The sequence below is a fragment of the Mesorhizobium sp. genome (assembly GCF_005063415.1).
In the GTDB taxonomy this organism is placed as follows: Bacteria; Pseudomonadota; Alphaproteobacteria; order Rhizobiales; family Rhizobiaceae; genus Mesorhizobium.
Map to the genome: position 1 here is coordinate 94419 of NZ_SUEG01000004.1, position 22871 is coordinate 117289.

Here is a 22871-nt window from a genome sequence, read left to right on the forward strand (position 1 = left end):
GTCACTCGGCCCAAGCTTTCCAGTCTGCTTCGTGGGCGGCGATCCAGGCGGCGGCGACGTCTTCCGGCGTCTTGCCTTCGAGATCGATCTGGCCGCTCATCTTGTTGAGCTCGTCGGTATCGACCGTGTAGTTTTTCGCGACCTTGTAGGCGACCGGCCATTTGTCCTTCATCCCGGCCCAGGAATATTTCCAGATCTCGCCATGCGGCTTGCCGCAGTCATATTTCGCGTCGGGGTTCACACCCCATTTCGGGTCGGTGTAGCACTCTGTCGTATAGTCAGGGAATTCGACCCATTCGCCCTTGTATTTGGCCGGCGCCCAATGCGGCGAATAGATCCACAGCATGATCGGTGCCTTGCGCTGATAGGCCGAGTCCAGTTCGGCGAACATCGCCGCATCGGTGCCGGCATGGATGACGGTGAAGGGCAGTTTCAGCGCCTCGACGCGTTCGTCGTCAAAACCTTCCCATGTCACCGGGCCGCCGAGATAGCGCCCCTTCGGTGTGGTTTCGGCCGTCGAAAAGGCCTCGGCGCATTTCGGATCTTTCAGCGCTTCCCAGTTCGGCAGGCCGGGGCATTTCTCTTTCATATATTCGGGAAACCACCATTCTTCCTTGGCCTTGGGTCCGAGCTTGCCGAGGCGTTCGGTCTGGCCCGTCGCGTCCGAGGCCTTCATCGCCTCGCCGGCCGTCGTGTCCCAGAATTCCAGGCCGACATCGATGTCGCCATTGGTCAGGCCGGTGGTCAGGCTGGAGAGATAGTCGGCGGTCGGGTACTCGACGGTGTAGCCGAGCTTTTCGAGGATGCCGCCGAGGATCTTGGCGTTCAGATTGACGCTGGTCCAGTCGAACAGCGCGATCTTGATCGGGTCGTTGGATTCCGGCGCCGCCGCATAGGCCGAAGGTGTCAGTGCACTTGCTGCGGCAAGTGTTAAGGCTCCCATTGAGAAATTCGAAATCATGCTCCGAAGTGACATGCTTGTTCTCCTGTCAAGCTCTGGTGGACGTTATCGTTGGTTCCCTTCTTGCGTCTTTTTTTGATTGTGTTGGAAAAGCTGGTCGTTGCGCAAGGCCGTAGGCGCCACAATGCTGCCGAAGCGGATGCCGGCGCAAAACGCAGTGGTGCCCAAATTGGTGAAGATGTGGCGGGACCGGCCGCGTCATGACTGCCGAAGGATTGCTGCCGAAGCAGTCATCCACGGATCGATCGCCAGTCTTGAGGTGCAAACCATCAAAGTCCCATGATCTCGGCTGTTGGCTCGGCAACTCGCTCAGAGCCACTTTCATGAGATGAAATTATATATACCAACGTTCATGTCGCGCAACGATTAACGCCGGGGCCAATTTCACGGCCCATCTTTTTGCATGGACCCGTAGATGGGTTTGAAAAAAGCCAAGGTTGCCAGTCATCCCGTATGCGAGCCGCGAGGACAGGGTACCGATACAATGCAGCAGACCAAAGCGTCTTATTTCTTTGCGAACCGCGGTATCGCCATCGGCTTCTGACCTTTTCAACACCACATCATATCCGAGGCTTTCATGACCCTGAACAGACTGCGCATCGCCGTGCTCTTTGGCGGACGTTCCGCCGAGCATGACGTTTCGGTGCTTTCAGCAACCAATGTCATGCGGGCTCTGCTGCCCGCCAAATACGATGCCGTCCCAATCTTCGTCACGCGCGAAGGACAGTGGCTGCTGAGCAGCTTCCAGGATGGTACGCTCGCAAAACCTGCGGGCGGCACGCAAGTTTGCTTGGTTCCGGGTGGGCGCGGACGGATGATGGCGATCCCGGCCGACGGCATGCCCTATGATCTGCCAAAGATCGACATCCTGTTTCCCGTCCTGCACGGCCCCCATGGCGAAGACGGCTCGGTACAGGGGGTGGCCGAGGTGGCTCTGGTGCCGCTCGCCGGCTGCGGCATCCTAGGTTCAGCAACCGCGCTGGACAAGGATATCGCCAAGCGGCTCCTGAAAGCGGCGGGGCTGCCAATCGCACGCTCAGTGACGATCCATGAAGGTGCGGCGCCTGCCCTCGCCATACTGGAAAGCGAACTCGGCCTGCCGTTCTTCATCAAACCGGCGCGTCAGGGATCGTCTGTCGGAGTCAGAAAAGTCCGTGCCAGCCAGGAATTCGATGGAGCGCTTGCTGAAGCCTTCCGGCACGATTGCAAGCTGTTGGCCGAGGAATTCATTCGTGGGCGCGAGATCGAATATAGCGTGCTGGAGGACCCGGCAGGCGACCTGTTCGTCTCGCGGCCAGGCGAGATCGTGCCGGCGGAAAGCCACGGTTTCTACAGCTACGATGCCAAATACATCGACGAGAACGGCGCGGTGCTGAAAGTGCCGGCCGGACTGCCGCCGGAGGTCGAGGCAGGCATGCGGGATGTGGCTGCAAGGGCTTTCAGAGCCGTCGGCTGTGACGGGATGGCGCGCGTCGACTTTTTCCTGACACCGGACATGCAATTCTTGGTCAATGAAATCAACACCATCCCCGGCTTCACCGATATCAGCATGTATTCCAAGGCAATGGCGGCAAGCGGCGTCAGCTATTCCGAAATCATCGACCGGCTCGTGGAACATGGATTGGCACGGGCCGGCCGAGCAGCCTGAATGCAGCGATGGGGCTTTCAGATACCAGCGGATGGGACATTGGCCTGTGTCGTATCTCACGACATGATCAGGCCGCCATCGACATTGATGGTCTGGCCGGTGATGTAGGCCGCATCGCCGCTGGCGAGAAAGCTGACCAGGCCGGAGACGTCCTCGCCGCTGCCGGCGCGGCCCATCGGGATGTTCTTCACCCATTCGGCCATCAGCTCGCCGGGCTTGTAGTCGCCCATCAACTTGCCCCATGCGGCATCGTTATAGGCCCACATGTCGGTGTCGATGATGCCGGGGCAGATCGCGTTGACGGTGATCTTCTCCTTGGCCACTTCCTTGGCCAGGCTCTGGGTGATGCCGACGACGCCGAATTTCGAGGCGGCATAATGCGGTGTGTAGATAAAACCCTGCCGCGCCTGGCCGGATGCGGTGTTGATCAGCCGGCCACCGCCGCCGTGCTTGCGGATACGCGCGATCGCCTCCTGGCAGCACAGGAACACGCCCTTGGTGTTGACCGCCATCACCTTGTCCCATTCGGCCTCGGTCATTGTCTCGATCCTGGCGATGGTGATAACACCGGCATTCTGCACGGAGATATCGACGCGGCCGAACTCCTGCTCGGCCAGGTCATAGAGGGCGACGACCTCGTCCTTTTTGGTCACGTCCATGCGCAGCGATGCGACCCTGGCGCCCGCAGCCTTGAGATCGGCGGCGACCTCGTCGACGCGCGGGTCGATGGCGCTGACGACGACCGCGGCACCTTCCGCCGCGAAGCGCCTGGCCATTGCCGCGCCGATGCCGCCGCTGGCGCCGGTGATGACCGCCGTTTTTCCCTGGAATCGCTTCTGCATCTTTTCTCCTACCAGCAGACGAAGCCGCCATCGACGATCAGGTCGATGCCGGTGACGAAACTCGAGGCGCGGCTGGCCAGGAACACGGTCGGGCCGACCATCTCTTCCGGCGCCGCCATGCGGCCCATCGGCGTGTCGCGCTCAAAGATCCTGACCTGGTCGGCGACCTCCGGCCGCTTGTTCATCGGCGTCAGCGTGTAGCCGGGGCTGACGACATTGACGCGCAAGCCGCGATCGGCCCATTCCATGGCGAGGCTTTTCGACATGTGGATGACTGCGGCCTTCGATGAATTGTAATGCGCCTGGGTCAGGCCGCGATTGACGATCGAGCCCGACATCGACGCGATGTTGATGATCGAGCCCTTACGCCGCGTCAGCATGGCGCGGGCCTCGGCCTGGCAGGACAGGAACACGCCGCCGACATTGACGTCATAGAGCTTCTGCCATTTCTCCAGCGACAGCGTCTCTGCCGGCTCAGCTCCGGCGACGCCGGCATTGTTGACGGCGATGGTCAACGCGCCGAGTTCCTTCTCCGTACGCTCGATCGCGGCCGCGAGATCGGCCTCTGAAGTCACCGTGCCGTTCAGCACCAGCGCCTTGCGGCCGAGTGCCGTGATCCGGTGCGCGGTCTCCTCCAGCCCGCCTTTGGAGGCGTGGCCGAAGCAGGCTATGTCGGCGCCGGCCTCGGCCAGCCCAATGGCGATTGCTTGCCCGATGCCGCTGCCGGCGCCTGTCACAAGTGCCACGTCACCATGAAGATCGAATAGTTTCATCGTCGGTCCCTCTTCTCCAACCGCCGTCCTCCGGAAATAAAGGGGCGCCAACTCTGTTGCTGGCGCCCCGCGCGGTCTGGTGCCCGGGAGGATACCACCTGCTGCGCTTTGTTTCGATGGGCCGTCCTAGCTTGTGGCAAGTTCCATGACGGCGACGTTGCTCGCTTCGCTGCGGTCGAGAATGCCGCGCTGGCGGCCACGGCTCAGCACCAGCACCCGATGCGACAGGCCAAGCACCTCCTCGAGATCGGAGCTCACCACCACCACCGCCATGCCGGAGCGGGCGAGGTCGGCGATGACATCATAGATCGCGGCGCGTGCACCGACGTCGATGCCGCGCGTCGGCTCGTCCAGGATGAACACCTTGGGCGGGCGCGACACCCATTTGGCGATGATCACCTTCTGCTGGTTGCCGCCGGAGAGCTTGCTGACCGCCTGGTTCGGCCGGCCCTTGACGCCGAGCCGGCGAATACCGGCCTCGGCGAATTTCTGCACCGCCTTCGGGAACACCCAGCCGTTCGGCGCGACATGGTCGAAATTGCCGATCGCCAGGTTCTCGCCGATCGTCTGGTCGAGCACCACGCCTTGTGCCTTGCGGTCTTCCGGTACCAGAACGACGCCGGCCTTGATCGCCGCCGCCGGGCCATTGAGATGCACCGGCTTGCCGGCGACGCGCACCGAGCCGGATGAGATCGGATCGGCACCAGCGATCGCCCGCACCAGCTCGGTGCGTCCGGCGCCGATCAGCCCGGCAATGCCGAGGATTTCGCCGGCCCGCACCGAAAAGCTGACATTTTGGAAGCTGCGTTCCGGCGAGGACAGGTTCTCGACCTCGAGCAGCGTGTCGTTGCCCGGCGCCGATACCTTAGGGAACATCCGCTCGACACTGCGGCCGACCATCTGCTCGACGACAGTGCGCACCGGAATGTCGGCGCGCTCGTGCCGGGCGACGATGCGCCCGTCGCGCATCACCACCACGCGGTCGGCGATTTGGGCGATCTCGTCCAGCCGGTGGCTGATATAGATGAAGGACATGCCTTCCGCCTTGAGCTTGCGGATCTGCTGGAACAGGAGCTCCGTTTCCTCGCCGCCGAGGGCGGCCGTCGGTTCGTCGAAGATCAGCAACTCGGCATTGAGCGTCAGCGCCTTGGCGATCTCGACCTGCTGCTGGGCGGCGATACGCAGCGTGCGCACCTTGCGCTCGGGCGAGACATCGAGGCCGAGACGCTTCAACTGGGCCGATGCCCGTGCATTCATTGTTGCGCGGTCGATGCGACCGCCACGCATCGGCAGGCGCCCGACATAGACGTTTTCGGCGACCGACAGATCGGGCAAGAGCTTCAGCTCCTGGTGGATCATGCCGATGCCGGCGTCGATCGCCGCGGCAGGATTGGCGGGGGAATAAGGGTTCCCCCGCCAGGTGATGGTGCCGGCATCGGGTTTGGTCGACCCGGCGATGATGTTTGAGACAGTCGATTTGCCGGCGCCGTTTTCGCCAAGCAGCGCCACGACCTCGCCCGGCCGCACCTCGAAGCTCGCATCGGCCAGCACCTGCACCGGCCCGTAGCTCTTGCAGAGGCCGCTGACGACTAGCCCGTTATGGGGGCTGTGCGTGTGGCGAGGATCGGTGGACATCGTTGCGCTCGTCGACTGCCGGACTGGTCTCAATCAGGGATGCTTGGCGATGAACTGCTCGACATTGTCCTTGGTGGTCAGCGTCGCATCCTGCAGCTGTTCGGCGGGAATGGTCTCGCCGGCCACCAGCTTGATTGCTGCATCGACGGCTAGCCGGCCCATGCCCTGGGTCTGCTGCGTCGCGGTCACGTCGAAGACGCCGTCCTTCAGTGCCTTGAGCGCCGCCACGTCGCCGTCGAAGCCGGCAACCCAGACCTTGTGGCCGGGATTGGCGACCTTGACGGCCTGCGCCGCACCGAGCGCCAGCGCATCGGCCTGGCCGATGACGATCGACACGTCGGGATGCGACTGCAACAGATCCTGCGTCAGCTTGAAGCCTTCGTCCTGGTGCCAGCCTTCGCTCCACAATTCGCCGACCACCTTGATGTCGGGATAGCCCTTCAGCGCTTCTCCGCAGCCCTTCGAGCGGTCGACCTCGGGCGTCGTACCCTTCTGGCCGTGGATGATGATCAGCTCGCCCTTGCCGCCGGCCTGCTTGGCGATGTAGTCGCAAACCGCCTTGGCCGAGGCCACGCTGTTGGTGGCGATGAAGGTGTCGCCGGGCGCGCCGTCGGCGTTGCGGTCGACATTGATGACTGGGATGCTGGCAGCCTTGGCGGTCTTGGTCGGCACGGTGGCGGCGGTGGCGCCGGCTGGAATGTAGATCAGCGCATCGATGTTCTGCGTGATCAGGTCCTGCACCTGGCTGACCTGGGTCGCCGAATCGCCCTTGGCGTCGACGGTGACGACCTCGATCCCCTTTTCCTTGCCGTAAGCTTCGACGGACTGCTTGATCTGGTTGAAGAAGTCGGCCTGCAGATTGGCGACGGCGAGGCCGAGCTTCTTGGCCTCCTTGGCCGAGGCCATATCGGACAGGCTAAGCAGCGGGATGACGGCCGCGGCGGCAAGCAGCAATGAACGTTTGGTCAGCATGTTATTCCTCCGTTGATGTTCAATCTGTCCTGCCCGCGCATCGCCGCGCCCCTTGGCCGAACAACTCCCAGTTTTCGGATCACCGATCCGTTTTCGCCCGAATATCCGGGTGAATCTCATTGAGCCCAATTCTTCATTGCGCCCCGTTCTTCATTGTGCTCGGCGCCGCCAGGTGTCGGTGGCCACCGCAAGCGCGATCACCACGCCGATAACCACTTGCTGAATGAAGGGCGAGACGCCGAGCAAGTTCAGCCCGTTGCGCAGCACGCCGATGATGAGGACGCCGATGGCTGTGCCGCCGATCGAACCGACGCCGCCCGACAGGCTGGCGCCGCCGATCACCACCGCCGCGATCGTGTCGAGTTCGTAGCCGAGGCCGGAGCTTGGCTGGACGGAATCGAGCCGCGCGGCGAGCACGATGCCGGCGAGACCGGCCAGCACGGCGCAGATCGCGTAGACCCAGTTTGTCAGCGACTTGACCGGTATGCCGGACAGCCGGGCGACTTCGGCGCTGCCGCCGATTGCGTAGAGGCTGCGTCCCGTGGCGCGGTAGTTCAGGAAGATCGCGAAAATGACTGCAAGCACGATCATCAGCCCGACGGTGACCGACAGGAAGCCGAAATGGCGGATGATCGACAGGCTGGTGAACCAGTCGGGAAAGCCGACGATCTGCGAGCCGTCGGTGATCATGTTGGCGAGGCCGCGCGCCACCGACATCATGGCCAGCGTGGCGATGAAGGGCGGCAGCTTGGTGACCGTCACCAGCAGGCCCGAAACCAGCCCGCAAAGGCCGGCGACGACGAGGGCTGCGGCGATGCCGGCCGGCAGGCCGAGATTGAGATAATCCGGATGGGCGACGAAGCCCATCACCATGGAAGCCAGCGCCAGCACCGAGCCGACGGACAGGTCGATGCCGCCGATCAGGATGACCAGCGTCATGCCGATCGCCATGATGCCGAGCACGGTGACCTGGTCGAGCACGTTGAGGATGTTGCGGACAGTCAGGAAGGTGTCGGTGGTCAGCGAGAGCGCCAGGCACAGCAGAACCAGCCCGATCAGCGGGCCCATGGTTCCGGCAAAGACAGCCGAAAACTTTGCGCCCGCCGTAGCCTGCGCGCCAGAGCCTGCCTTCAACTCGCTTGCGTCGTTGCTCACAGCCACTTTGTCTCCTCCACAGCAATCCGGCGCTGCATCACCGGGCCACTTTGTTCACCAGGCCCCTCCCTGTGAACAATTTATCTTTAGCATGCAATTTTGTTCAGCTAAACTGTTCGTCGGAAAATTGTCAAGGCCTGCCGCTTCATCCGACGACGGGTTTGCGCTGTCCGCCGGTTTGCCTTACGCAAGGTCTCCGAAATTCTTGGGCATTTCGAAGTCGCCGGATTGGAATATCATGAGCAGAGCCGGTGGCTGCGGCAAGGCAAACAGATGACGATCGTAGAGAACGAAAGAGCCTCGCGCTTCCCGGACGCCGAACTCAAGGCCCGCGCCGCCTGGCACTATTATGTCGAGGGTCTTACACAGGAGCGGATTTCCGAAATTCTCGGCGTCGGCCGCATCAAGGTGCATCGCATTCTCTCCGCCGCCCGCGAAGAGGGTGTCGTCCAGTTTCGCATCCGCGACAGCGTCGTCGAATGCGTGATTTTGGAGGAAAGCCTCAAGCAGCGGTTCGGGCTCAGCCAGGCGGTGGTCGTGCCGTCGGCGGCCGACCGAAGCAACGCGCCGCTGATGATCGGCCACGCCGCCGCCGCCTATCTGGCCGACCATGTGAATGCCGGCGATGTCATCGCACTGGGCTGGGGGCGGACACTGAAATTCGCCATCAATGAATTGCCGCGGCGGCCGATCGCCAGGACGACGGTGGTTTCGATGCTTGGCGGCCTCACCCATGCCCAGCCGCTCAATCCAACCGAAAGCGCCTGGGATTTCGCCGAAAAGATCGGTGCGGAGTGTTTCCTCCTGCCGGTGCCGGTCTATGCCGACAGGCCGGAGCAGCGCGACGCTTTCATGAGCCAGCGCAGCGTTCAGGATGTCGTTTTCCGCGCACGCCGGGCCAACATCGCCGTGCTCAGCGTCGGCTCGTTTTCCAACGACAGCCCGATCGCCAATTACGGCTTCATCAAGCCAAGCGAACTTGAGGAACTGCAGGCGGCCGGTGCCGTCGGCGATATTCTGTGTCATTTCATCGACGCCGAGGGCCGCCCGGTCGACCACGAGGTCAACCGCCGCGTTTGCGCCTATCCGCTGCAGGATCTTTCGGATATCCCGAGCATCGTCCTGGTGTCGGGAGGCAGCGAGAAGGTTGCGGTGATGCGGGCTGCGCTCGCCAACACCAAGGTATCGGTTCTGATCACCGACGAAGACGCGGCGAAAGGCCTGCTGGGTCGCTGATATCTGTTGTGTCGCAGGTCTCAGTCTGATCTCAAATGCAGCATCCGTAATTCCGTTCTGTTGCGATCCTTCGCGCCCCCCTCTGGCCTGCCGGCCATCTCCCCCTCTTGGGGGGAGATTGGCAGCTTTGGCGCCGGCGCTCATCCTGCAACGTTGGAGATTGGCGAACGCGGCTGAGCGCGTGATCTCCCCCCAAGAGGGGGAGATGTCCGGCAGGACAGAGGGGGGCGCTGTCCCGCCAGCATCTCGCTAACTAAACCTACCCAACCTCATCCAGCCGCGCGTGGATATCCCGCGTCGCGTGATAGAGGTCGCGGTAGATTTCTTTGCGGGCGCGATAGGTCGGGACCAGGGCCTTGACGGGGTCGACCTGTCTTGACGGCTGCGCGGCCATCGTCTTTGCTGCGGCCTCGGGCGAGGCAAACCAGCCGACAGCCGAGGCCGCCAGCATCGCAGCGCCGAGTGCGGCGGCCTCGTTGACCGGCGAAACCGAGATCGGCCGCTGGAGCACGCTTGCCATGATCTGCATGAGCAGCGCGCAATTGGTGCCGCCGCCGGCGGCAATCATCGCCGTCGGTCCGCCGGCCTGGGCTTCCATGGCCTCGGTGGCAACGGCCTGCTCGAAGGCGATGCCTTCCAGGACAGCGCGGAAGAGATGCTCCGGCCGGTGGTCCAGCGACAGGCCGACAATGGCGCCGCGCGCCGCACCGTCCCAATACGGGCTCATGACGCCGGCCCAATAGGGCATGATGAGCAGGCCGTCGCTGCCTGCGGCAACATCCAGCGCCGCTTTCTCCAGCGCTGCCGCCGAGGGCGAAGCGGTGGTGCGGACGATCCAGTCGACCAGTTGCATGCCCGAGCGCAGCACGGTCTCGAGCATGAAACCGGAGCCGGTCGGCGAGACCAGCGTCCGAAAGGCGTCCGAGGTTTTCACCTTGCCGGAATAGCAGCCGCTGACCACGCCGGAGCCGAGCGAGAGATAGCTCTTGCCCTCGCCATAGACACCCATGCCAAGGCCCATAGCTTGCCCGTCACCGGCTCCTGCCACAACCGGCGTGCCAGCCTTCAGGCCGGTCAGCTGCGCCGCGGTTGTGGAAAGCCCGCCGCAAATTGCGCCCGGCGCGACCAGCTCGGGCAATTGCTCCATCTGCAGTCCGGCGGCCGCAACGAGGCGGGGATGCCAGGTACCTTTCTCGACGTCGAGCAGCCCGAGCGGATCCGCACTTGCGGTGCTGGTGACCAATCGCCCGGTCAGCCGCTGAACGAAGAATCCGTGCACGTCGACCAGCGCTGCTGCCTGGTGCAGCACCTGCGGCTGGTATTCGGCAAGCCAGGCGATCGCATACAGCGCCGGCGTCGGGTCCGGCGGCTTGCCGCTCCAGCCGCGGATCGCCTCGCGGCCGAGTTCGGCCGAAAGCCTGATAACCTGAGGCCGGGCGCGTTCGTCCAGCCACAGGATCGCAGGGATGAGTGGTTTGCCGGCGCTGTCGACCAGCGTGAAGGTCTCGCGCTGGTGAGCGATGCAGATCGCCGCCACCCGCGCAGCGCCGACCGCCTCGGCGACCTGCTTCAATGCGCCAAGCAGCGCCGTCCACCAATGTTCGGCGTCCTGCTCGAAATGGCCGGGCTTCGGATTTGAAAGCGGATACGGCTCGCGCGCCTGGAACAGCTCCTCGCCGTCGCGCGTGAAGGCAATTGCCTTCACGGCCGTGGTCGAGGCGTCGATCCCGATTACGACATCTTCCATCAGGCGGAGATCCGGCGGGTCAGGCCGCGTTGGTAGCGAACCGTCCGTCCGACTGGTCGAGACGGCGGCGGATCTGGGTTATCACCATCGAATCGTCGGGTACACAATTTTCATAGGTCAGGAAGTCGCCGGTCTTGAGCGGCTTGACCACCTTGGCGCGTTCGGCAAGGCCGAGCGGCAGGGCGCCGCGGGCGCGCGCATCCTCCCAGGTCATGGCGAAGCCGCGATAGTCGTTCTCGCCGATCATGCCGAGCGACTGGCCAACGCCAAGATCGCTCTTGGCAACCGCCACCGCCTCGGCGACCGGACGGTCGAGCGGCTCCATGTCGGCGCGCTTGTAGACCACCGCGCGCGCCGCCGACAGCGGCACTTCCAGGCTGGTCAGATGATAGGGCCGGAAGATCGTGAAATAGGGGCCTTTGCCGACCTTGAGATCGATCATGCGCTCCAGCACACGCGGATGCCGGGTCTCGATGATGCAGAATACGCCGGGCGCCACGCCCTTGCCGATGGAATAGTCGACCACGCCCTTGCGATGCAGCACGCCGCCATCCTCGCGCGGGCAGAGCACGCTTGCCAGTTCCTCCAGCGTCGCGGTCGGGCCGTGCATGCCCGGCACGTCGGGCACCAGCCCGGTCGCATTGGCGATTGCCACCATTTCGATCGCCGTCTTCGAGCCGTCGACGAATTCGACCAGCATGCGCGCATTCATGTTGCGCTCAGCCGCCTCCTTCTCGTAGTCGGCCGGCATGGCGTCGATCTTCAGCGGATTGTTCTTGCCCTTGCCGGCGGCGATGATGTTGAAGCCGAGGCTTTTGGCAAAGCCGATGATCTCCAGCGTGCAGGCCGGCTCGTCGCCGGCCGCACCCGTATAGACGACGCCGGCCTTGCGTGCCTCCTCCTTGAGGAAACGGCCGATGGTGATGTCGGCCTCGACATTGAGCATGACGATGTGCTTGCCGTTCTTCATCACTTCGAGCGCGAACAGCGTGCCGATGTTGGGATTGCCCGTCGCGTCGATGATGACGTCGATCCGGCCGGCCGCCGCCAGCGCATGCAAATCTTCGGTCACCGCGATCTTGCCGGCCTCGATGGCGCGGTCGATCGCTGCCGCATTGCCGGCCTGGACGATGTCGGAACGGTCGTGGCCAGCGAGCAGCGCCGCGTCGATCGCTGCCTGCGGTCTGACTTCGGAAATGGCGCCGATCCGCATGCCCGGCATCAGCGCGACCTGAACGACGATGTCGGTGCCCATCTGCCCGGCGCCGGCAAGCCCGATGGTGATCGGTCCCTGCTGTTCAGCGCGCTGCAGAAGTTCCGCTGCAAATTGCGGATGGGACATGTCGCTTCCTCCAGTTCCTGACGCGCCGCAGCGTCCAAATCAACGTTTTGAACATTTCTATTTCCAAATGAAAAATATTTCAACCGGCAATTGGGCATTGTCGCTCTGCAATCGCCCGAAGACGATCGTACGAGCGGTCAATCCACACGGCCGTGCCTCTGCAGTCAGAAGGACGCGGCAAATTCAGGTTGATTGGGGTGCAGCGTTATTGCGCTTAGCGGCCGATCTCGAAGAAGGGCGCGCCGAGCAGGTCGGGAACGACATCGATACCGAGTCCCGGCCCGTCCGGAATGCCCATGCGGCTGCCCGACACAGGCGGCATGTTGGATGCGGTGCGCACCGTCACCCATTCGTGAAAGGCAATGGCGTGCAGCCGGCGCTCCTCCGGCGTCGACAGCGACAGATGCGCCATGGCCGATGTGTCGATCTCGGCGCCGCCAGTGTCCTCGACCGTGATCATGAAGCCCAGGTCGACGGCAAGGTCGCGGATCTGGCACGTTTTGGTTACTCCTCCGAGCCGCGAGATCTTCAGCGTCAGCCCATCGGCGGCGCCCTTGCGATGGATGTCGAGCATATCGTCCAGCGAGGCGACGGATTCGTCGAGCACCATCGGCTTGTCGAGCGAGCGGCGCACCGACAGGCATTCGTCGATCGTCGTGCAGGGCTGCTCGAACGTGTAGTCGATGGTGCGCGTCGCGTCGGCGAACTGGCGCGCCTGGTAAGGGGTCCAGCCGGCATTGGCGTCGCAGAAGATGACGGTGCCCTTCGGCACCGCGGCGGCAACGGCTGTGACGCGTTCGATGTCGTCATGGACGTTGCCGCCGACCTTGACTTGCAGCCGGTGAAATCCTTGGTCGACGATGCGCTTGGCGAGTGCGGCCATCGCGTCGACCGTGCCGTGGGTGACGACCTTGTAGAGTTCGGCAGTCTCGCTTTCGCGTCCGCCAAGCAGTGTCACCAGCGGCACGTCGGCGGCGCGCGCCGCAAGATCCGAGCACGCCATGTCGAGCGCCGACTTGATGTAGGGATGGCCCTTGAACACGGTATCCATCAGCCTGTTGATACTGGCAAGCCCGCGTGGATCATGGCCGATGAGATACGGCGCGATCTCGACGACACCGGCGCGCGTACCGGCGGCGAAGGCCGGCGAATAGAAATTGCCGAGCGGCGCCATCTCGCCCCAGCCGGTGAGCCCGCTATCGGCGGTGACGGCGACGATCACCGCGTCGAACGCATCGGCGACGCGCCCCTTGGACATACGATAAGGCCCGTCAAGGAAGGGCTGGACGACATGGTAGGCTTTGATGGTTTTGATCTGCACGTTTTCTGTCCGTTATCTGCGATATTAAGGGTGGGGCTCATCAGGCGGTTCCGGGCCGGCCGCGGGTCGGGCTTGCACGACTAGCGTCATTTGGGCCGCGTCGCTCCAGCCCGCGCGCATAGGCGAGCAATGCCTCGAAATCGAAATCGATGTGCTCCTTGGCATGGCGCTGGGCGGCGCGCATGTCGGTGCCCTTGAGCAGCCGCACATAGGTCTCGTGAGCATCTTCGGCAGGCACCGGCTCGTTGCGCGCCCGCTGGTGCAACGCGAAATACATCTGCAGCCGGCTGGTCAGCCGTTGCCACGTTTCAAGCAGCACCGAATTGTCGGCCCATTCGTGGATCAGGCCATGCAGTTGCAGCGCCGTTTCGATCTGCCGCGTCGTGTCCAGTTCGCGCGTCGCCTGCTTCACCGCCGCATGGCGCCGGTCGAGTTCGTCGAAGAAGCGCTGGTCGCGAAGCGGCCAGGTCCGCGCGATGGCGAATTCGTCCAGCACCTTGTTGAGCGAATAGGCATCGTCGATATCCTTGGCGGTAACGTCGATGACGAAGGTTCCGGCGTAGGGGATGCTGGTCAGGATGCCTTCCTGCACCAGTTCGCGCATCGCCTCGCGCAGCGGCGCGCGGCTCACCCGCATCTGCTCGGAAATCCTGAGTTCGTTGAGCTTCTGCCCCGGCTCCAGCTGGCCGGTCAGGATCGCCCGCCGGAGCAGCGCGACGATCTCTGCCCTGCGTGTCGTATCGGCGATCGGATTGAAATCCAGCTTTGCCATCCGGCTGCTCCAGGAGACCAAAAGCGACACAAGCAGATTGTCGACAATCTAACAAGAGGAATTTCTGGATTGTCGATCCTGCATGACATTGGCGCTCTTCCGGCCTCAGCCAGCCTGGCCATGCAAGCCTTCCCGCTTGCCTCGCTGAGCGTCAGCTGGCTTCTCGCAGCGGGAAACGGACTGGTGCGTAGCCTTCGCAATGTCCATTGACGACTGGGAAGCTTTGTGTCACTAGCAGTGACATGAATTCACAAATGATGACTCAGAAATACGAGAGCCCGCTGCGGGCAGAGCAGGCGCAGGCCACGCGCGAGCGCATCCTCGCGTCCATTCGAACGATCCTGGAGCAAAATCCGTACAGCCTCCTTGGCTTCGATGAGGTTGCCGAGGTTTCGGGCGTGAACCGAAGGACGATCTTCCGCCACTTCCCGACGAAGGAAGCGCTTTTGGAAGCCTTTTGGGCCAGCACCAATGCCTCGCTGGGAGTGCGGTTCTGGCCTGAGCGGGAGCAGGATCTGATCGATCTTCCTCCCGACCTTTTCGCCTCGTTGGACGCAATCGAAGGCGTAGTCAGAGCCTCGCATGCGAGCGCTACCGGGCGCGAGATGCGCCTGCAAGCCAATGGTGAGCGGCAACGTGCCTTTCGGAGCAGCCTTTCGCAAGTCGCAAACGGAATGGACCCGAAGGCGGCGCGCCAGCTTGAGGCCGTGATCCAGCTCCTGTTCAGCGCCACTGCCTGGCAGACGATGAAAGACTACTGGGGTCTTACCGGCCGTGAGGCCGGAGAGGCAGCCGCCTGGGCAATTCGCGCCTTGCTCAATGCGGCAAAATCGCAGCAGGGCGCTGTTCGAAAGGGAAAAAGCAAGTGACTTGGCATAAGACCAAAGCGACGGTCCATCCGGCCGATTCGGTTCAAGGCTTCTGGGTGATGGGCGATCAGGTCGCTGTCCGGGCAAAGCTCGCTGGGACGGCACTCAACGTGATCGACGTCACGGTACCTCCTGGAAGCGGCACGCCGCCCCACACGCATCCTTCCGCGGAAATTTTCCGCATTCTCGAGGGCACTCTCACGATGTGGACGGTGATCGATGGTGTCGCGCAAGAATATGAGGTGGAACCCGGTGATGTCGTCACCATTCCTGGCAACGCGCCCCATGGCTATCGCAATGCTGGTCCCGTGCCGGTTATATTCATGGCGATCGTCGACGACGAGATGATCGCATTCTTCGAAGAGGCTGCATCCAAGGACGCGCCCTCCGGCCCGCCGACCGCTGACATGATTAACCGCGTGATCGAGCTTACCGGACGCCACGGAATCCAGATCCTGCAGGCGGCCTGACCGGCGAAACCGTTGCGCCAGGCTCAGGATTTGACCTGGAGGACGGTGCCTTATGCCGCCTAAATCCAGCAGTCCATCCATCCAGGTCGAAGCGGGCCTTCGCGCGAGTGATACGTGCAGCCGCGACAAGCCGTCGGCTGGATGGATGTCTCGTTTGCTGATCCACAAACTGCTTTCACAGCTAGAGAGCACCTCTATGCTGCCATCGTCGCCAGAGCCGCCGTTCGCGCTACGGCTTGAATCGACCGTGTCGAAACTATCAGCAAAAAGCGGCGCCCTTGGCGTGGGAGCCGAGGGCGCCGCGGGACCGGACCTGATGGGGGTTATCAGGTGGCCGGTTTCTCGGACAGCGGCGAGATAGGCATTCCCGGGCCGATCTTCTGCAGATTGCCGGTAATCACCCGGTCGCCTTCGGCCACACCGCTCAAGATGGCAACCTGATCGCCATTGGTCGGTCCGAGCGAAACGATACGCTGGTCGACGGTGTTGTCCTTGCCGACGACATAGAGGTATTTGCCAAGCTGGCCTGAGCCGAGTGCCGTCTGCGGCACCATCAGCGCATCGGGCTGCTCTTTGACGTGCAGCCGGACGCGGACATATTGGCCGGGCAGCAGCGTGAACTTGCCGTTGCCGACCGTCGCCCGTGCCGTGATCGTGCCGGTCGAGCGATCGATCGTGTTGTCCATGAAAGTAAGATCGCCCTTCTGGCGCGGTTCGGTCTCACCAGGAAGCAGCACGTCGACACTGATCGGTCCCGCGGCCCGAGCTTCCTCGATCTGGGTCAGGTCCGTTTCGCTCGGATTGAAAGTGACGTAGATCGGATCGAGCTGCACCAGCGAGTTGAGCACCGTGCCGGCGACGCTGACCAGCGTTCCAACGGAAGCCTGGCTGCGTCCGATACGTCCCGCGAACGGGGCACTGATTTCGGTATAGCTCAAATTGAGCTCGGCGGTCCGCAAGGCGGCCTGGTTCACGGCGAGCGAGGCCTGAGCCTCGCGCAAGGTGCTGGTGCGCTGGTCGAACACGTCCTTGGCGAGATAGCCGCTCTTGGCGAGCTCGCTGCCGCGCCCGAGATTGGAGCGCGCATAGTCGAGTGTTGCCGTGTCGCGCTGGATAAGCGCCTTCGCCTGCTCGAGGGCAGCCTGGAAATCCTCCGGGGCGATCTTGTAGAGAAGATCGCCCTTCGCAACGTCGCTGCCGTCGGTGGCGACCTGCTCCTGCAGATAACCCGGCACGCGCGCCTGCAGCGTGATGCTGCGGATTGGCTCCACCCGGGCGGCGTAGTCGAGATAGATCGGGATCGTCTTCTTGACGACGCTCACCACCGGCACCGGCATGACAAAGGCTTCCGGCTTGGGTGTCGCCGCCCCGGCTGTGCCGGCGTTGAGGCTGAGGCTGCCCATGTCGAGCAGGTGAACGCTCGCCACCGAAATCGCCCCAAGGGCGACGGCCGTTCCCAGCGCGATTTTCCATTTACGCATGATCAATTCTCCAGTCCTATTCAGCCGCTTCGGCCAGGGGCACGAAGGCGGGTTCGGCAGTTGGTTGTTCGGTCGCTTCGGAAACCGGCTCGCTCTCGCCGCGGCGCTCGCGCAGCTGCTCGATCACCGCGTAGAAGACCGGCACGAACACCAGCGACAGGATCGTCGCCGCAACCATGCCGCCAAAGACGGTGGTGCCGATCGACTGCCGGCTTGCGGCACCCGCACCTGTGGCGAACATCAGCGGCAGCACGCCGAGGATGAAGGCGAAGGCGGTCATCAGGATCGGTCGCAGCCGAAGCCGCGCCGCTTCCATCGCGGCGTCGACGATGCTGAGGCCTTCTTCGCGCCGGCGCCGGGCAAACTCGACGATCAGAATCGCGTTCTTGGCCGCCAGTCCGATCAGCATGACGAAGCCGATCTGCGAATAGACGTCGATCTGCATGCCGCGCAGCCACAGCACGAAGAACGCACCGAACAATGCAAGCGGCACCGCCAGCAGCACCATGAACGGCATCGCCCAGCTCTCATATTGCGCGGCGAGGATCAGGAAGACGAAGACGATGGCAAGGCCGAAGACGACGGATGCGATCGATCCCGCCTTGAGCTCCTGATAGGTGATGCCGGTCCATTCGTAGCCGAAATCTCTGGGCAGCGCCGTGGCAGCGGCACGCTCCATTGCCGCCACCGCCTGGCCGGACGAAAAGCCGGGGGCGGCGCCGCCATTGATCAGGGCCGACGCATTGTTGTTGTAATGCGGCACGGTCTCTGGGCCGACGACGGGCACAAGCTTGCCCAGCGTGCTCAGCGGCACCATGCCACCCGACGCATTGCGGACATAGAGCCGCGAAATGTCGGCCGGGCCGGCACGAGAGTCCTTGTCGGCCTGGATCGTCACCCGGAAGGTGCGGCCGAACAAGTTGAAATCGTTCACATAGAGCGAGCCGAGATAGATCTGCAGCGTATTGAACACGTCCGGCAGGTTGAGCCCGAGCAGCTTCGCCTTGGCGCGATCGAGATCGTAGTTGAACTGCGGCGTCGAGGTCGAGAACGACGAGAACAATTGCTGCGGGTTGAGCTCGGGCTGCTTGCGCGCCTCGGCAATCACGGCTTGCGTCGCATCGTTGAGCGCCACGCTGCCGCGGCCGGTCAGGTCCTCGACCTGGAACTCGAAGCCACCGGTGGTGCCAATGCCCGGGATCGACGGCGGGTCGAAGCTCAGCGCAAAAGCCTCCGGAATTTGCAGCAGCTTGTTGCGCACGTCGGCGACGAGCTTCGAGGCGCTCTGGTCGGGGCCGCGTTCGTCCCATGGCTTCAGGATGGCGAATTCGACCGCCGAGTTCGACTGCGCGGCGCTGGTCAGGAAGTTCAAGCCGCTGATCGAGCCGACGATGTCGACGCCGGGCGTGTTCTGTAGGATGTCGCGTGCCTTTTGCGCCACCGCGTCGGTGCGTTCCAGCGAGGCTCCATCGGGGAGCTGGATGACGACGAAGAAGTAGCCCTGGTCCTCGACCGGAAGGAAGGTCGAGGGCAGGCGCTGCCAGACGAAATAGGTCGCGACAAGTCCGGCCGCGAACACGCCGAGCATGATCCAGCGCAGGCGGATGAGAATGCGCACACCATTCGCATAGGCATGCGCCAGCCGTTCGAAGCCCATGTTGAACCAGCGGAACAGCACGAACTGCGTTTCCGGCCGGTGGCGCAGGAAGGCGGCGCTGAGCGACGGGGTAAGCGTCAGCGAGACGAAGGCCGAAATGCCGAAGGAGATCGCCACCGTCAGGGCGAATTGGTTGTAGAGCCGGCCGGACACGCCGGGAATGAAGGCGACCGGCACGAACACGGCCATCAGCACGGCGGTCGTCGCGATGATCGGGCCGGTGACCTCAGCCATCGCCGTGCGCGTGGCAGCCAGCGGTTTGAGGCCGGCCTCAAGTTGGCGTTCGACATTCTCGACGACGACGATCGCATCATCGACGACGAGGCCGATCGCCAGCACCATGCCGAGCAGGCTGAGCATATTCAGTGAGAAGCCAAGCATATGCATGACGGCCAGCGTCGCCACCAGCGACACCGGAATTGCGATCGTCGGGATGATCGTGGTGCGCCAGCTTTGCAGGAAGATGAACACCACGGCGACGACCAGGACCAGCGCTTCGCCGAGCGTGATCAGCACGTCGTGCATCGAGGCCGAAACGAAACGTGTCGTATCGTAATGCATGGCGTAGCTGACGCCCTTCGGGAAGCGGGCCGACAGCTCCTGCATCTTGTCCTTGACGCGCTGCTGCAGATCGAGCGCGTTGGAGCCCGGCATCTGGTAGACCGCGAGCACCACCGTCGGGTCCTTGCCGAAGAAGGCCGACGACGAATATTGCAGCGCGCCGAGCTCGATGCGCGCAACGTCGCGCAGCCTGACCAGCGAGCCGTTGGCGGTATTGGCCCGCACGACGATGTCGCCGAACTCCTTGGGATCGCTCAGCCTGCCGACGGCGTTGACCTGCATCTCGAAGGCGGTGCCGGCCGGAGCCGGCGACTGCCCGATCTTGCCGGCCGCCACCTGGACGTTCTGCTCGGCCACGGCGTTCTGCACGTCGACGGCAGTAATGCCGAGATTGGCGAGCTTGTCGGGATCGAGCCAGATGCGCATCGAATAGCGCCGCTCGCCGAAGATCTGCACGTCGCCGACACCGGGCAGGCGCTTCAGCGGATCGACCACCTGCAGATAGGCGAGATTGCTCAGCGCGACCGGGTTGACGGAATCGTCCGGCGAGGTGAGGTCGACGATCAGGACGAAGTTCGGGTTCTGCTTCTTGATCGTCACGCCGCCCTGGTTGACGATGGCCGGCAACGAGGAAGCCGCCTGCGAGACGCGGTTCTGGACGTCGACGGCCGCGGTGCTCAGGTCGTAGCCGACGTCGAAGGTGATGGTGATCGTCGAGGAGCCGTCATTGGAGCTCGACGACGACATATAGGTCATGCCCTGGACGCCGTTGATCTGCTGTTCGAGCGGCGTCGTCACCGTGTCGGCGACGACCTGCGCGCTGGCGCCCGGGTAGTGGGCGCTGACCACGACCTGGGGCGGCGTGATGTCGGGAAATTGCGAGACGGGCAGAAGGAAATAACAGATCCCCCCGGCGAGCACCATGATGATGGCGATCGCCGACGCAAAGATCGGACGATGGATGAAGAAGTTTACCATGAGATGCACGCCTCGCCCGATGCTCTGGCCCGGCCAAAGGCCTTGGCCACCCTGGACATCCGCCGGCTGCGCGTTGAGCCGGAATCTTCCAGAAAGCCGAAATCTTCCACGAGGCGGCGCGGCGCATTGCGGCGCTCGGCCTGTTCATCCGCCAGCGCACGCAGCATCGCCTCGAAAGACCGCGGGTCGACGCGGTCGGCCTTCATCAGCATGCGGATCATCGGATCCCTCACGACTTCATCGATCGTCAGATCATTGCGCTGCGACATCGAAGCGGCTCCTGGTTTTTGGCGATCCGCGGCAAGCCGCGGATCGGATGTTCTCTTGCTCGCCGGCCGAGGCCGTAAGGTGCGGTTCGTCCCCTTGCCGATCGGGGCGGGGCTGATGGCCGGCACTTGCGAATTTGACATGATGCAATGCGGGTGTTACAGGTAAGTAACATCTCTAAAGTTACAGACCGGTAACACCCTAGTCAAGAGGTGCACCGAGGGAATTTCGGGAAACGCAATCACGGAGGTTTTGATGACAGACGGTGTTGTGGAGCGTGTTCGCCCCCGGGACAGGATCCTGGAGACGGCACGGGACATGTTTCACAAGCATGGCATTCGCGGCGTCGGCATCGACGCCATCACCGAGGCCGCCGGCACCAACAAGATGACGCTCTACCGGCATTTCGAGTCCAAGGACGACCTGATCATCGAATGCCTGCGGGCGACCGCCTGCAGCGCCAACGCGATGTGGGAAAAGTTCGAGGCCGAGAATCCGGGCGACAAGCTGGCGCAGCTGCACGCCTGGGTCCGGATGGCGGCCGATTGCCTGATGTCGGATCGTCGCGGTTGCGACATGGCCAACGCCGCCATCGAGCTGAGCGAGGCCGATCATCCGGCAAGGCAAGTGATCAAGGAACTCAAGGAAGCGCAGCGCGAGCGACTGGTCTCCCTGTGTCGCGATGCCGGCATCGGCCAGGCCGAACTTCTTGCGGACACGCTGTCGCTTTTGCTCGAGGGCGCCCGCGTCAGCCTGCAAAGCGTCGGCGCCGAGGGCCCGAGCGCGCAGTTCGTCCGCATGGCGGAAGGCCTGATCACTTCTTTCAGGGCCAGATAGTCTCGCAAGCGGCGAAACGATCCGTGGCGTTTCGATTGCGCGCCGCGCCGCCGGGTGATGTCTCGTCCCATCGCGATGTGCCATCTCGCGTGCCCCTTGCCGATCCTCCGCACCATTGCCGGCGCGGCGTTGTTTGCTGCTCGTGAGGCAGGATAGGGCCGCCGGCGAACCGGTGAGAGTGACAAGTGTGACAGGATTCCGCCCGACAAGCCGCGGCGGTCGCAGCTCATCGATCCGCGGATCAGCAATCGTGTCCGGTGCTGTCCCGACCGCAAGCATCGGCCGCTATCCCGGAGCGGGAACAAAAAAAGCCCGCTGCCGGGAGGAGGTGGCAGCGGGCTCGATTTCGAATACGGCACGGGAGGAGGTGTACCGCACTCAGCGTCGGCATCGCATCTGGGAGGAGTAGATGGCCGACACCTGCGAAACTATCGATTGCCCAATGATTCGGCAACCACAAAAGTTGCATAGGTGATGTGCAGATTTGCGGTATCAACCGAATTTTAACGATCGAGGCCCGAGCGACGCCCTCGCGCGGCATCACTGCACCGGGACATTTTCCTTGAAGATCAGGCGCGGCTCGATGAATTTCCGCGTCAGATAGGGCGCCGACGAGGCGATCGAGCCGAGCAGGCGAATGACCGACTGTTCGGCGATCAGCCGCGCATTCTGGTCGATGACGACGTCGAGCAGATCGTCGACGAGATAGCCGCGCGTCTCGCGCGTCAGATCATGGCAGATGAACACCGGCTTCTTCTGCGGCCTGACTTCGCGCAGCGCCTTCGCAACGCCCGAGCGCCCGGCGCCGATACAGTAGATGCCGAGCAGCTCCGGCTCGTTGTGCAGCGCCTTCATGGTCGCGGTATAACTGACCTCCGGCTCGTCGTTGATCTCGACGGCGCTGGTGACGGTCAGATTGGGAAACTCCTCGCCGAGCACGGAGCGAAAACCCATTTCGCGTTCCTCGTGGCCGCGATAGGAACGTGAGCCGACCACCATCGCCAGATGGCCTTGGCGGCCGCCGAGGAACCGTCCCATCAGCAGCGCCGCAGTGCGGCCGGCCACCCTGTTGTCGATGCCGACATAGGCTGAGCGCGGCGCGCCGGGAACGTCGGACACCAGCGTGACCAGGCGGATGCCGGCCTCGACGATCTCGCGCAAGATGTTGCGCGTTCTCGGATGATGGATGGCGATGACGCCGACGCCGTTCGCCTTGAGCGAGAGGTTTTCGACGGCCGCCTGCAAGGCGCTCGGCGAGATGCCGGCGAGCTTGTGGATGCGGCAGGAGGCAACCAGCGGCAGGCGCGCCGCATAATCCTCGATGTGCCTGGCCAGATCGGCCATGAA

At 63.4% G+C, this 22871-nt stretch carries 20 protein-coding genes; 6 read left to right on the forward strand and 14 right to left on the reverse strand.

The features are described 5' to 3' along the window. Position 1: 1 nt before the first annotated feature. Positions 2–976: an ABC transporter substrate-binding protein gene (locus tag E5W70_RS02570; protein WP_292653893.1), complete on the reverse strand. Its 975-nt coding sequence runs from the start codon at positions 974–976 to the stop codon at positions 2–4. A gap of 400 nt (positions 977–1376) precedes the next feature. On the opposite strand from E5W70_RS02570, the gene E5W70_RS02575 reads away from it, so the two are divergent. Continuing rightward, complete coding sequence (locus tag E5W70_RS02575; protein WP_292653894.1) at positions 1377–1505, forward strand: hypothetical protein; 129 nt, start codon at positions 1377–1379, stop codon at positions 1503–1505. Between the two features lie 33 nt (positions 1506–1538). Next, positions 1539–2609, forward strand: coding sequence for a D-alanine--D-alanine ligase family protein (locus E5W70_RS02580; RefSeq protein ID WP_292653895.1), 1071 nt, complete (start codon positions 1539–1541; stop codon positions 2607–2609). A gap of 56 nt (positions 2610–2665) precedes the next feature. On the opposite strand, the gene E5W70_RS02585 is transcribed toward E5W70_RS02580, so the two are convergent. The 5 genes from E5W70_RS02585 to E5W70_RS02605 form a co-directional block, all read right to left on the reverse strand. Beyond that, the gene (locus E5W70_RS02585; protein WP_292653896.1) at positions 2666–3451 is read right to left on the reverse strand and encodes an SDR family oxidoreductase; all 786 of its coding nucleotides are present in this window, start codon (positions 3449–3451) and stop codon (positions 2666–2668) included. Between the two features lie 8 nt (positions 3452–3459). Continuing rightward, positions 3460–4224 carry an SDR family oxidoreductase gene (locus tag E5W70_RS02590; protein ID WP_292653897.1) on the reverse strand — a complete coding sequence of 255 codons (765 nt, stop codon included), beginning with the start codon at positions 4222–4224 and terminating at the stop codon, positions 3460–3462. 126 nt (positions 4225–4350) lie between these two features. Next, positions 4351–5859, reverse strand: a complete 1509-nt coding sequence (locus E5W70_RS02595) for a sugar ABC transporter ATP-binding protein (RefSeq protein WP_292653898.1) — start codon at positions 5857–5859, stop codon at positions 4351–4353. Positions 5860–5892: 33 nt separating this feature from the next. Beyond that, a complete protein-coding gene (locus E5W70_RS02600) occupies positions 5893–6831 on the reverse strand; it encodes a sugar ABC transporter substrate-binding protein (protein ID WP_292653899.1) in 939 nt (312 codons plus the stop codon). A gap of 150 nt (positions 6832–6981) precedes the next feature. Continuing rightward, on the reverse strand, positions 6982–7992 hold the full coding sequence (locus tag E5W70_RS02605; protein ID WP_292653900.1) for an ABC transporter permease: 1011 nt from the start codon (positions 7990–7992) through the stop codon (positions 6982–6984). Between the two features lie 267 nt (positions 7993–8259). Between E5W70_RS02605 and E5W70_RS02610 the strand changes: the two genes are divergently transcribed. Then, positions 8260–9222 (forward strand): sugar-binding transcriptional regulator, encoded by a 963-nt coding sequence (locus tag E5W70_RS02610; RefSeq protein WP_292653901.1) that lies wholly within the window; start codon positions 8260–8262, stop codon positions 9220–9222. A 259-nt stretch (positions 9223–9481) separates the two neighbouring features. Here E5W70_RS02610 and E5W70_RS02615 read toward each other — a convergent pair whose 3' ends face one another. From E5W70_RS02615 to E5W70_RS02630, 4 genes are all read right to left on the reverse strand, one after another. Further along, positions 9482–10969: an FGGY family carbohydrate kinase gene (locus E5W70_RS02615; protein ID WP_292653902.1), complete on the reverse strand. Its 1488-nt coding sequence runs from the start codon at positions 10967–10969 to the stop codon at positions 9482–9484. A gap of 19 nt (positions 10970–10988) precedes the next feature. After that, a complete protein-coding gene (locus E5W70_RS02620) occupies positions 10989–12311 on the reverse strand; it encodes a homoserine dehydrogenase (RefSeq protein ID WP_292653903.1) in 1323 nt (440 codons plus the stop codon). A gap of 214 nt (positions 12312–12525) precedes the next feature. Further along, positions 12526–13632, reverse strand: a complete 1107-nt coding sequence (locus tag E5W70_RS02625; protein ID WP_292653904.1) for a mandelate racemase/muconate lactonizing enzyme family protein — start codon at positions 13630–13632, stop codon at positions 12526–12528. A 40-nt stretch (positions 13633–13672) separates the two neighbouring features. Beyond that, a complete protein-coding gene (locus tag E5W70_RS02630) occupies positions 13673–14404 on the reverse strand; it encodes a GntR family transcriptional regulator (RefSeq protein ID WP_292653905.1) in 732 nt (243 codons plus the stop codon). A 254-nt stretch (positions 14405–14658) separates the two neighbouring features. On the opposite strand from E5W70_RS02630, the gene E5W70_RS02635 reads away from it, so the two are divergent. Together E5W70_RS02635 and E5W70_RS02640 are read left to right on the forward strand one after the other, a co-directional pair. Then, positions 14659–15273 (forward strand): TetR/AcrR family transcriptional regulator, encoded by a 615-nt coding sequence (locus E5W70_RS02635; protein ID WP_292653906.1) that lies wholly within the window; start codon positions 14659–14661, stop codon positions 15271–15273. A 59-nt stretch (positions 15274–15332) separates the two neighbouring features. Further along, entirely contained in the window at positions 15333–15743 is a 411-nt protein-coding gene (locus tag E5W70_RS02640) for a cupin domain-containing protein (RefSeq protein WP_292653907.1), read from the forward strand. Between the two features lie 326 nt (positions 15744–16069). Here E5W70_RS02640 and E5W70_RS02645 read toward each other — a convergent pair whose 3' ends face one another. From E5W70_RS02645 to E5W70_RS02655, 3 genes are read right to left on the reverse strand one after another with little or no spacing between them, the layout of a single operon-like run. Next, a complete protein-coding gene (locus E5W70_RS02645; RefSeq protein WP_292653908.1) occupies positions 16070–17224 on the reverse strand; it encodes an efflux RND transporter periplasmic adaptor subunit in 1155 nt (384 codons plus the stop codon). 16 nt (positions 17225–17240) lie between these two features. Further along, a complete protein-coding gene (locus E5W70_RS02650; protein ID WP_292653909.1) occupies positions 17241–20420 on the reverse strand; it encodes a multidrug efflux RND transporter permease subunit in 3180 nt (1059 codons plus the stop codon). Beyond that, positions 20414–20689, reverse strand: coding sequence for a hypothetical protein (locus tag E5W70_RS02655; protein WP_292653910.1), 276 nt, complete (start codon positions 20687–20689; stop codon positions 20414–20416). Before E5W70_RS02655 ends, E5W70_RS02650 begins: the two co-directional genes overlap by 7 nt. A 253-nt stretch (positions 20690–20942) precedes the next feature. On the opposite strand from E5W70_RS02655, the gene E5W70_RS02660 reads away from it, so the two are divergent. Next, complete coding sequence (locus tag E5W70_RS02660; RefSeq protein ID WP_031211029.1) at positions 20943–21524, forward strand: TetR/AcrR family transcriptional regulator; 582 nt, start codon at positions 20943–20945, stop codon at positions 21522–21524. 540 nt (positions 21525–22064) lie between these two features. Here the strand turns inward: E5W70_RS02660 and E5W70_RS02665 are convergent. Continuing rightward, positions 22065–22871, reverse strand: an 807-nt coding sequence (locus tag E5W70_RS02665; RefSeq protein WP_292653911.1) for a substrate-binding domain-containing protein, incomplete at its 5' end; no start/stop codon positions are given.

What these genes read in the sequence shown, in the direction of transcription:
- E5W70_RS02570 (WP_292653893.1), bottom strand. Translation starts at nt 976, where the DNA reads ATGTCACTTCGGAGCATGATTTCGAATTTCTCAATGGGAGCCTTAACA.
- E5W70_RS02575 (WP_292653894.1), top strand. Translation starts at nt 1,377, where the DNA reads ATGGGTTTGAAAAAAGCCAAGGTTGCCAGTCATCCCGTATGCGAGCCG.
- E5W70_RS02580 (WP_292653895.1), top strand. Translation starts at nt 1,539, where the DNA reads ATGACCCTGAACAGACTGCGCATCGCCGTGCTCTTTGGCGGACGTTCC.
- E5W70_RS02585 (WP_292653896.1), bottom strand. Translation starts at nt 3,451, where the DNA reads ATGCAGAAGCGATTCCAGGGAAAAACGGCGGTCATCACCGGCGCCAGC.
- E5W70_RS02590 (WP_292653897.1), bottom strand. Translation starts at nt 4,224, where the DNA reads ATGAAACTATTCGATCTTCATGGTGACGTGGCACTTGTGACAGGCGCC.
- E5W70_RS02595 (WP_292653898.1), bottom strand. Translation starts at nt 5,859, where the DNA reads ATGTCCACCGATCCTCGCCACACGCACAGCCCCCATAACGGGCTAGTC.
- E5W70_RS02600 (WP_292653899.1), bottom strand. Translation starts at nt 6,831, where the DNA reads ATGCTGACCAAACGTTCATTGCTGCTTGCCGCCGCGGCCGTCATCCCG.
- E5W70_RS02610 (WP_292653901.1), top strand. Translation starts at nt 8,260, where the DNA reads ATGACGATCGTAGAGAACGAAAGAGCCTCGCGCTTCCCGGACGCCGAA.
- E5W70_RS02615 (WP_292653902.1), bottom strand. Translation starts at nt 10,969, where the DNA reads ATGGAAGATGTCGTAATCGGGATCGACGCCTCGACCACGGCCGTGAAG.
- E5W70_RS02620 (WP_292653903.1), bottom strand. Translation starts at nt 12,311, where the DNA reads ATGTCCCATCCGCAATTTGCAGCGGAACTTCTGCAGCGCGCTGAACAG.
- E5W70_RS02630 (WP_292653905.1), bottom strand. Translation starts at nt 14,404, where the DNA reads ATGGCAAAGCTGGATTTCAATCCGATCGCCGATACGACACGCAGGGCA.
- E5W70_RS02635 (WP_292653906.1), top strand. Translation starts at nt 14,659, where the DNA reads ATGATGACTCAGAAATACGAGAGCCCGCTGCGGGCAGAGCAGGCGCAG.
- E5W70_RS02640 (WP_292653907.1), top strand. Translation starts at nt 15,333, where the DNA reads ATGGGCGATCAGGTCGCTGTCCGGGCAAAGCTCGCTGGGACGGCACTC.
- E5W70_RS02645 (WP_292653908.1), bottom strand. Translation starts at nt 17,224, where the DNA reads ATGCGTAAATGGAAAATCGCGCTGGGAACGGCCGTCGCCCTTGGGGCG.
- E5W70_RS02650 (WP_292653909.1), bottom strand. Translation starts at nt 20,420, where the DNA reads ATGGTAAACTTCTTCATCCATCGTCCGATCTTTGCGTCGGCGATCGCC.
- E5W70_RS02655 (WP_292653910.1), bottom strand. Translation starts at nt 20,689, where the DNA reads ATGTCGCAGCGCAATGATCTGACGATCGATGAAGTCGTGAGGGATCCG.
- E5W70_RS02660 (WP_031211029.1), top strand. Translation starts at nt 20,943, where the DNA reads ATGACAGACGGTGTTGTGGAGCGTGTTCGCCCCCGGGACAGGATCCTG.